The organism is Prosthecobacter sp. (genome assembly GCF_049294395.1).
GTDB lineage: Bacteria > Verrucomicrobiota > Verrucomicrobiia > Verrucomicrobiales > Verrucomicrobiaceae > Prosthecobacter.
Window position 1 is genome coordinate 1 of sequence record NZ_JBAQCR010000110.1, and the last position, 6,679, is coordinate 6,679.

5 protein-coding genes are annotated in these 6,679 nt (G+C 62.0%); all 5 read right to left on the reverse strand.

Annotated features, from left to right (window positions below; all coding sequences use genetic code 11):
* Positions 1-409: 409 nt before the first annotated feature.
* Positions 410-1,162 carry a PRC-barrel domain containing protein gene (locus WAW39_RS06810; protein ID WP_422317102.1) on the reverse strand — a complete coding sequence of 251 codons (753 nt, stop codon included), beginning with the start codon at positions 1,160-1,162 and terminating at the stop codon, positions 410-412.
* Positions 1,163-1,289: 127 nt separating this feature from the next.
* Positions 1,290-1,592, reverse strand: a complete 303-nt coding sequence (locus WAW39_RS06815) for a hypothetical protein (protein ID WP_422317104.1) — start codon at positions 1,590-1,592, stop codon at positions 1,290-1,292.
* A 156-nt stretch (positions 1,593-1,748) separates the two neighbouring features.
* Positions 1,749-3,503 (reverse strand): PAS domain-containing sensor histidine kinase, encoded by a 1,755-nt coding sequence (locus WAW39_RS06820; RefSeq protein ID WP_422317106.1) that lies wholly within the window; start codon positions 3,501-3,503, stop codon positions 1,749-1,751.
* Positions 3,500-6,223: a chemotaxis protein CheB gene (locus tag WAW39_RS06825; protein ID WP_422317108.1), complete on the reverse strand. Its 2,724-nt coding sequence runs from the start codon at positions 6,221-6,223 to the stop codon at positions 3,500-3,502. Before WAW39_RS06825 ends, WAW39_RS06820 begins: the two co-directional genes overlap by 4 nt.
* A 164-nt stretch (positions 6,224-6,387) precedes the next feature.
* Positions 6,388-6,679 (reverse strand): hypothetical protein (locus tag WAW39_RS06830; protein WP_422317110.1); only part of this gene is annotated, 292 nt, incomplete at its 5' end.

Here is a 6,679-nt window from a genome sequence, read left to right on the forward strand (position 1 = left end):
CCATTTGGACTGCGGTCGCGAAGTGAGGAACGAACGCAGCTACCGCTTTCGCCGTCTCCGGTGACTCCCGCATACCACAAACCACCCGAAAGCGGCAGCGAATAGCGCCTCGCCAGCCAGTCACCCCACGCCCGCCAAGAGACGCTCGAAAGCGGCAGCTTCACCCTTTCAGGGTTGCGCAGCCGCACTCCAAATTCGCGCTGCAAGCTCACGCCTCCTCATTTGGACTGCGGTCGCGAAGTGAGGAGCGAACGCAGCTACCGCTTTCGCCGTCCTCACTGACTCAAGCATACCACGCACCACCCGAAAGCGGCAGCAAATAGTGCCTCGCCAGCCCCCTCACCCCACGCCCGCCACCAGCCCCTCGAAAACGCCCCCCAATCGCAGCCGCACTCCACCCGCCCCCTCCTCAGTTCGGATCACCCTCATTGCGCCACGCCGCCATCGCCTGCGCATCCGTGGGTGCTTGCTGCATTCGTGTCAGCATCTCCCCTTCCCTGTATTCCGGCGAATGCTGGATCTCATCCCGCGTGAGGTTCACCGAGATGTTCGACTCTCCCCAGTTCACGCCTTCGATCGACTTCGGAGAAATCAAAAACCGTTTTCCCGGCAGCCAGTAGCGTGTGCTCACCACCACATGCGCGATCTCCCAGGTCTCATCATCCACGATGAAATCCTGCACATGCCCGATCTCGCCGTCCGTCGCCTTCACGTCGTAGTCCGTGACCTCAAACGTGCTGCGCAGGTGCGGATCCCAGGCCCACTTGCCGTCCACGGCGGAGTTCCACAGATCCCGGTCCCGCATGATGCCGGGATAATTCCCCCACATCTCCGTGCCGGCCCAGTACGTCGGCCAGCCATGGTGGCCGTAGTAGTCCTCCTCATACTGGCGGGACACAGGCTTGTCACTGTCCAGAGAGGGGCTTTCCTCGATCTGCTGCTTCGTCAGGTTCACGGCGATTTGCTCCCTGTCCCCCATCACGCCCACCAGGGCATGCGGAGAGATCAGCACCTGCCTGCCCGTCAGCCAGCTCCCCGTGTCCGCCACCAGGTAGCGCACCGTCCAGAAGCGGTCATCAAAGTAGAATTCGCGTACCTTCCCCATGGCGCCGTCCAGGCCTTCCAATGAGTATCCCTTGAGTGTGGTGGCAGAAATGAGCATGGTCTTGGATAATGGCGTTGAGGGTGTGAAAATCAACACACCCTGCCTGCCCCGCACCCCACCCGAAATGGGGTGAAACCCCACCTGCACCTCCACACCTCCGCGCTCCGCTATACCACACCCGCGCTCAGCGCTGCCCATCCTCCGGCTTGTTCAAAGCGGCGCTCAGACGCTGCTCCTCGCCCGCCTCGTCACTGCCTGCATCCACAAGCTGTTCCGCGATGGTCTCGTCCTTCACAGCAGGCTCGCTCTCCACGCGGTGCCCGGCTTCGTCCTCACTTTCATCCCATGCGGAGATGCGGTCATTCCCCGGCACGGTTTCCGGCTCCAGGAGGTCCTGGCTGTCGTTCGCCGCCGCATCCTCCATCACCTTGTCATTGAGATCGACTTCATCCCGAAGTTCCTGCGTCGTCCTGGTTGTGGGTTTCATAAGACAGCACCCTCCATCCTCCGCCGTCATCCAGCCATGGGGCCTTCACCCCAAATCGAAGATGGCTCCGCAAAACAAAGCCCCTCATCCCTCAATCCACCCCCTAAACCGCATACCACTCTCTAATACATTCCCCAGCATCCAGCATCCAGCCCCTCACTTCACCTTCTTGCCCCGCTTCGCCCGGCTCACTTCCTTCCCCACCGGAATCACCGCACGGATCGTCGTCCCCTTGCCGCGCTTCGACACAATGCTGAACACACCGTTGACCATCTCCACGCGTTCGCGCATGCCGGTCAGGCCGAGGCGGCGGCTCCACTGCGGGGAGGAGAGCAGGTCCACGTCAAAGGACTTGCCATCATCCGTGATCTCCAGGCACACACCGCCGCGTGCATGCCGCAGACTCACGTCCACATGGTGTGCATGCGCATGCTTGCCCACGTTGATCAGCGCCTCCTGCGCCACGCGGTAGAGCACCGTGCGCTTGTCGTTGTCCAGCGCCTCCACATCCGGCGATGCGGTGAATTTGATCTCCCGCCCTTTGTGCTTGGGGATTTCGTTGATGTAAGTGCTGAGCGTCGGGATGAGGCCTAGCTGGTCCAGCATCGCCGGACGCAGCTCCCGCGCATAGTCGTGGATGATGCGCACGGACTGCTCCACCAGCTCACGCACCGGGGCCATGGCCTTCTCATCGACCCCCGCCGTGCGCGTGAAGACCGCCAGCCGCACATTGATGCCGATCAGCACCTGGCTGATCTTGTCATGCAGCTCATGGCTGATGTCCTTGCGCTGATTTTCCAGGGCGAGGAGGCGCTGGTGGGAGGCCTCGCGCAGCTTTTTCTGCAGCTGGCGTGACTGGTTGAGCAGCTCATGGGCATGCTGCTCGCTCATCTTGAGCGCGGCCTCCACCGCCTCGCGACGGATGATCTCCAGCTTGAGCTTCGCGTTGGAGGCGGCCAGCACTTCCATGCGGCGCTGGGTTTCCTCCGCACGTTTGCGCTCCGTGATGTTGTTGAAAAAGCACACCACGCGGTGGTCGCCGGATGGCAGCGTCACGCGCTGGATCTGCCACTCATACGCCTCCTTCACATGGGTGTCCTTGCGCCGCTCCACAAACTCGGGCGACTGATACGGCTCCCCCGTCTTCAGCGTGTGCCGGAAGCGCCTCTCCGCGGCGTCCGCCACGCGCTTCGGCCACAGCAGGCGGATCACCTCCGCAAAGCAGCGCCCGATCAGCGGCTCGATGTTGCTGAACAAAGGCATCGCCCGGGGATTCACCTGCACCATGCGCAGCTGGTCATCCACCACATACACGCCGATGGGCGCCTGGCTCAGCAGCGCGGAAAAGAGCGCCTCATTGCGGCGCAGGATGTCCTCCACCTTTTTGCGCGCCGTGATGTCCACTATCACAACGTGGCATTCATGCTCGTTGCTCAGGCGCTTGGCCGCTATGTTCACGATCATCGGCGGCTGGTCCTGCCGCAGCAGTTCAAAGTCGGCGGAGTGCCGCGCATCGTCTTTAAAGACCTGCGCGAGGAAGACATTGAACTCCCGGCGCACTCTGGCCTCCAGCAGCGCGCCAAAGCGCTGGCCCAGCAGCCGGGAACGCTGCACCCCCACGATGCTGGTGCCGGTGAGATTCACCTGGCTGATGGTGCCGTCCACGCCCAGCGTGAAATACCCCACGGGCGCGAAGTCATAGAGGTTCGTGTACTTCTCCAGCCCCGCGTCCACCTCCGCCTTCGTGAGCTTGAGCTCCTCGTTTTGCAGCTCCAGCTCGATCTGGTGAATCTGCAGCTCCTGCAGCGCGCGCTGCGCATCCGCAGCGCTGGGGGCACGCTTGGTTTTGGCAGGCATTTCCCGCAGCTGGCTTTCAGCACGGCGGCGCAGGTCGATGACACGTTGTTTCATAATTTGTATTTCCGTTGCGGGGCGGCCACCCGGCGGCCCTTGGGTTTGCCGAGAGCTTTGTCCAGCGCGCGGCCCTGCTCCACGGCCTGCCGCGTCAACAGCCGGTGCTGCTCGCGCAGATCGGCCTCGATTTTCTTCGCAGCGGTGATGTCCGCAAAAGTGATGACCACACCGTCGATGCGGTTGTCCATCGTACGATAGGGCATGATGCGCACCGTGAACCAGCGCCCGTCCTGCGTGGCGATGGAGCGCTCGCTGAAGACCAGCGTGCGCAGCACCTCCTGCGCGTCCTTGACCAGCTCGGGATAGAGCAGGTCGGACGCCAGGTCCGTGATGGGCCGCCCCACATCGCTGGGGATGAATTTGATGATCGTCTTCGCCTGCAGCGTGAAGCGCCGCACATGCAGCTCGTTGTCCAGAAACACCGTCGCGATGTCCGTGCTGTTGAGCAGGTTCTTCATGTCGTTGTTCGTGCCGGAGAGCTCGTCCAGCTTCGCCTGCAGCTCCGCATTCACCGTCTGCAGCTCTTCATTGAGAGACTGCATCTCCTCCTTCGAAGTCATGAGCTCCTCGTTCGTGGACTGCAGCTCCTCATTGGTCGATTGCAGCTCCTCGTTCATGGACTTCAGCTCCTCCTGGGAGGTCTGCATCTCCTCGCGCCCCGCCTGCACTTCATCACGCGCATGCTTCAGCTCATTTTGCAGCTCCCGCTGGCGCGCGCTGCTGCTGCTGGCGCTGGCCTTGCCTTTGGCACGGTCAAGCCGGAGTTCGGCAGGGACGACGGTTTCAGTAAACACGATGAGCAGCATGCCAAAGAGCTCCTTCGGCTCCTCAATGGCCTGCACCATGATGTCCACGGCCCGCGTGTCGGCCGAGGGGCCGATTTTGATGCCACGCACGGTGACGCTGCCTTTTTTACGGATGACCTTTTGCATCGCGTTGGAGAGCTCCGTGCGCAGGCCGTCATGCGCCATGGCGATGACGTTCCAGTTCGCCTTGCCGGCGGCGGGCTCCAAAAATTTTCCCGTCTTGCCGCTGATGTACAAGATGTCGCCATGCTCGTTCACCAGCACGGCGGGCGGTGCGTAGCGCTGCTGCAGCATCTGGTCCGCGACCGCCTGCAAACTCGGTGCCGGAACTCGCGATGCGACCTGCGATTCCTGGCGGCTCGTGTGCGCCGGCACATACACGGCCGGAAAATCCAGGTGGCTGCCCTGCATGGCCGTTTCGTTGCGCTGAAAAATACGCTCCTTCAGCGCCAGCGCGGTGAAGAGGTGCGTGAAGTTGCCGATGCTCTCCGCACTGCCGAGAAACAGCACCCCGCCGGGATTCAGGCTGTAGTGGAAAAGCGGGAAAAGCTTCTTCTGCAGCTCCGGCGTGAGGTAGATCAGCAGGTTCCGGCAGCACAGGATGTCCAGCTTGGTGAACGGCGGGTCCATGATCAGGTTCTGCGGCGCAAAGACCACCATGGAGCGGATCTCCTTGTTCACGCGGTAGCCGCATTCTTCCTTGATGAAAAAGCGCGCCAGCCGCGCAGGCGACACATCCGCGACGATGTTCTCAGGAAACAAACCCAGGCGCGCCTTGTCGATCGCGTCCTTGTCCAGATCCGTGGCATAGATCTGCAGCGAGATGTTGTCCGTGATCTTGAGCTGCTTCAGCGTCTCCTTGAAAGTCATGGCCAGCGAGTAGGCCTCCTCCCCCGTGGAGCAGCCCGCCACCCATGCGCGCAGGGTGCTGCCCGCAGGCCGGTCTTTCAGCAGCAGCGGCAGCGCCTTGCTGGCCAGTTGCTCCCAGGCGGCCTTGTCGCGGAAGAAATTCGTCACACCGATGAGCAGCTCCTTGAAGAGGATGCCCAGCTCCTGCGGATTCTCCTGCAAGTAGCGCACATAGCCGCTGATCTTGCCCACCTGATGAATCCCCATGCGCCTCTCCACGCGCCGGTACAGCGTGCTGCGGCGGTACAGCGTGAAATCATGCCCGCTGTGCCCGCGCAGAAGGATGACGATCTTTTCCAGCGCACTCTGCACCTTCTCCTCCAGATGCAGCTCGGACTTGTCCAGATGCGGCAGATGCCTCCGGTAGACGATGAGTTTCTCCGGCAGCTCATCGGCGGAGGCCACGATGTCCGCCAGCCCCGCATCAATCACGCTGCGCGGCATCGCGTCAAACTTCGCCGTGGCAGGATCCTGCACCAGCACAATGCCCGCCTTCTCCTTGATGGCGCGCAGCCCCAGCGTGCCATCGCTGCCCATGCCGGAAAGGATGATGCCCACGCTCTGCTCCCGCTGATCTTCCGCCAGAGAGCGGAAGAAGAAGTCGATCGGCAGCCGCAGTCCGCGCATCTCCACGGGAGCCAGCAGGTGCAGCACACCCCGCAGCACGGACATGTCGCTGTTCGGCGGAATCACATACACGCAGTTCGGCTCCGCCCGCGTGCGGTCCTTCACCTGCATCACCTTCAGCTTCGTGGCACGCTGCAGCAGCTCGGGCATCATGCCCTTCTGCGTCGGGTCCAGATGCTGCACGATCACATACGCCATGCCGCTGTCTTTGGGCACATGGCCCAGGAACTGCACCAGCGCCTCCAAACCGCCCGCTGAAGCCCCGATGCCCACGATGGGGCACTCAACGGCTTTCTTCGGCGGTGTCTTCCGTGGTGCAGGAGCGGCTTTGCGCAGGGTGCGCTTCCGCGCTGGAGGTGGGGCTGGCTTTTTCATGAATCAATCACAAGCCCTGTCTTTTGGCCTGGGTGGCGCCTGTGCCTTCAGCAGACTCCACGAACGACTGCTTGTCGAGCACGGTTAGCAGCACTGAGAATAGGAAGTCACTCATGGCGATTAAGATGTGCGCTTAATTTCCCAAGCCGCGCGTGGCAGACTTTTCACTGCCCCTGGTCACGCCTCTGTTGCAGGTCGATGAGATGATCCGAGAGAATCGGCAGCAGCGTCCGCTTGATCAGCGTCTTCGCTGCCACGGACACGTCCTCATTGGCCAGCGCGTTTTCATACTGGCTGATGCCCAGCTCCTCGCCCGCCTGCAGGCATTTCAAAATGGGGGCTTCTCCCAGCAGCACGTCCGACTCCTTCAGCGCCTCTTCAATGCCGGCCCATGTGCCGCCGGCAGCCGAAGGCTCCATGGCAAGATCATAAATGAATTGGTTCAGCTCAAAGACA

Coding starts and splice junctions, on each gene's coding strand:
- WAW39_RS06810 (WP_422317102.1), bottom strand. CDS start 1,162: ATGCTCATTTCTGCCACCACACTCAAGGGATACTCATTGGAAGGCCTG.
- WAW39_RS06815 (WP_422317104.1), bottom strand. CDS start 1,592: ATGAAACCCACAACCAGGACGACGCAGGAACTTCGGGATGAAGTCGAT.
- WAW39_RS06820 (WP_422317106.1), bottom strand. CDS start 3,503: ATGAAACAACGTGTCATCGACCTGCGCCGCCGTGCTGAAAGCCAGCTG.
- WAW39_RS06825 (WP_422317108.1), bottom strand. CDS start 6,223: ATGAAAAAGCCAGCCCCACCTCCAGCGCGGAAGCGCACCCTGCGCAAA.